The 3216-nt window shown below is 44.2% G+C and carries 1 protein-coding gene; it reads left to right on the forward strand.

Features of this window, described 5'->3' with window-relative positions:
- The coding region (locus EWV84_RS03240; RefSeq protein WP_287076430.1) for a beta strand repeat-containing protein at positions 1-3017 on the forward strand (3017 nt) is incomplete at its 5' end.
- Positions 3018-3216: the final 199 nt, after the last annotated feature.

A 3216-nucleotide genomic window follows, 5' to 3' on the forward strand; every position in this document is an offset into this window, starting at 1 on the left:
CAGGACTGCAAATCATCGACATCAGCAACCCTGTTGCACCTACTCTTAAGGGTAATTATGACACTTCTGGCAATGCTCAGGGTGTGCAAATAGTCGGTAACTATGCTTACGTAGCTGATTATGAAGGTGGCTTGCAGATTATTGATGTTAGTGAGTTTACCACTCCAGCAACAACTGTTACTCTTTCTATTTCTCCCAGTAGTGTCACTGAAGACGGGACAACAAATATGGTTTATACCTTCACCCGTAGTGGAGTAACAACCAATGCTTTAACTGTCAATTACACCATCGGGGGGACAGCTACCAACGGGACAGACTACACATCTATTCCCACCAGTGTCACCTTTGCTGCTAATTCATCCACTGCGACTGTAATAGTTGACCCCACTGCTGATACTACAGTTGAAAGTAACGAAACCGTCGCTTTAACCCTCGCGACCGGGACAGGTTATACAGTAGGTACTCCTAACGCAGCTACGGGAACAATTAATAATGATGATGTCACTCTTCCTAGTATTACTCTTGCGGTTTCTCCTAGTAGTGTTACTGAAGACGGGACAAGTAATCTCATCTATATCTTCATGCGTACAGGAGATACAACTAATCCCTTAACTGTTAACTACACAATCGGTGGGACAGCTACCAACGGGACAGACTACACATCTATTCCCACCAGTGTCACCTTTGCTGCTAATTCATCCACTGCGACTGTAACAGTTGACCCCACTGCTGATACTACAGTTGAAAGTGATGAAACTGTAGCTTTAACTCTTGCGACTGGGACAGGTTATACAGTAGGTACGACTACCGCAGTTATAGGAACAATTGCTAATGATGATACCAGTGTTACTCTTGCAGTTTCTCCCACAAGTGTGACAGAAGATGGGACAGCTAACTTAGTCTATACCTTCACCCGTTCTGGTGTAACAACCAATGCTTTAACCGTCAATTACACAGTTGGTGGGACAGCTACCAACGGGACAGATTATACATCTATTCCCACCAGTGTCACCTTTGCTGCTAATTCAGCGACTGCGACGGTAACAGTTGACCCCACTGCTGATACTACAGTTGAATCTGATGAAACCGTCGCTTTAACTCTTGCGACCGGGACAGGTTATACAGTAGGTACTCCTGACGCAGTTACCGGGACAATTCTCAATGATGATTTACCTAGTATCACTCTTGCAGTTTCTCCCAGTAGTGTTACTGAAGATGGGACAACTAATCTCATCTATACCTTCACCCGTAGTGGAGTAACGAGTAATGCTTTAACAGTCAATTACACCCTCGGAGGGACAGCGACTCTTAATACCGACTACACTCGTACAGGGACTACCAATACTGTCACTTTCGCAGCAGGTTCATCCACTGCGACTGTAATAGTTGACCCCACTGCTGATACTACAGTGGAAAACAATGAAACCGTCGCTTTAACTCTTGCGACCGGGACAGGTTATACAGTAGGTACGACCACCGCAGTTACCGGGACAATTACCAATGATGATTTACCTAGTATCACTCTTGCTGTTTCTCCCACAAGTGTCACTGAAGATGGGACAACTAACTTAGTCTATACCTTCACTCGTTCTGGTGTAACAACCAATGCTTTAACCGTCAATTACACCCTCGGAGGGACAGCTACTCTCAATACCGACTACACTCGTACAGGGACTACCAATACTGTCACCTTCGCAGCCGGTTCATCCACTGCGACTGTAACCGTTGACCCCACTGCTGATACTACAGTTGAAAGTAACGAAACTGTTGCTTTAACTCTCGCTGCGGGGACAGGTTATACAGTTGGGACAACTACCGCAGTCACAGGGACAATTACCAATGATGATACCAGTGTTCCCTCCCAACTCTCCATCAACGACATCACCGTGGTCGAAGGTCAAAATAATAATGCAATCCTCACTGTTACTGTCAATAACCCCAATCCACAACAAATTACTGTCAACTATACCACTGCACCCATTAATGCTACCGCCAATGTAGATTACACTAGCCAGACAGGAACCCTCACCATTGCACCTAATACTTCCACCGCTAGTATTAGCATTCCCATCCTTAATGATAATCTCAATGAACCTGATGAAGTCTTTACCGTAACCCTGTCAAATCCGGTTAATGCTACCATCAATCCCGACGAAGCAATTGGACAAGTAATTATTACTGACACCCTACAAAGCGCAATTACTCGAACCTTACCCAATAATGTCGAAAACCTCAGACTAATTGGCACTAATAATATTAACGGTACAGGTAACGCTGGTGACAATAAAATTACCGGAAATAGCGGTAACAATATCCTCGCTGGTGCTAATGGTAACGATATTTACTGCTTCAATGCTTCAACCCTATTAGGAAGCGATACCATCCAAGAAACTACCACCGGCGGTATCGATACCCTCGACTTTACTGGGACAAATACCGCAGTACGAGTTAACTTAGGGATTACCACTGTCCAAACCGCCGTTACCAATAATCTAAAATTGACTTTTTCGGCAAATAACACCATCGAAAATATTATTGGCGATAGCGGTAATGACCGGCTAACCGGGAATAGCCTTAATAATACTCTAACTGGTGGTGGTGGCAACGATCAATTAACCGGTCAAGACGGAAACGATAGTTTAATTGGTGGTTCCGGCGATGATTTACTCACCGGGGGTAATGGTAGCGATAACTTTATCTTCAACAGTAGTAATTTAGGAATCGATGCCATCAGCGATTTCACCCCAGGCAGTGATAAAATAGTATTAAGTAAAGCCATCTTTACCGCCTTACAAAGTAGCATTGGCAATGGCTTCAGTCAACCAGCTGAATTTGCCAGCGTCGATGACGATGATTTAGCCGCCACTAGCAGCGCTTTTATCGTTTACAGTACCGGCAGTGGCAGTATCTACTACAATCAAAATGGTAGTGCTGCTGGCTTAGGAAGTGGTGCTGAATTTGCCAATTTGTTGACTGTTCCTACCCTGATAGCGGCTGATTTTGCACTGATAAATTAACCGAGCCACACAGCCACTAATTTTACCAATAAAATTGGTGGCTACTGCTAATTCTCTCGCAGAATTTAAGCAGTCTTTGACAAGAATCCAATATCGTAATTCATGAACCAAACAACCGCCAATTATGATGAACCCTGGAAAGAAGCATTAAGCGAATATTTTGAAGCGTTTTTAGGCTTCTTTTTTCCGGAAGTTCACC

The organism is Microcystis sp. M_QC_C_20170808_M3Col (assembly GCF_007095505.1).
In the GTDB taxonomy this organism is placed as follows: domain Bacteria; phylum Cyanobacteriota; class Cyanobacteriia; order Cyanobacteriales; family Microcystaceae; genus Microcystis.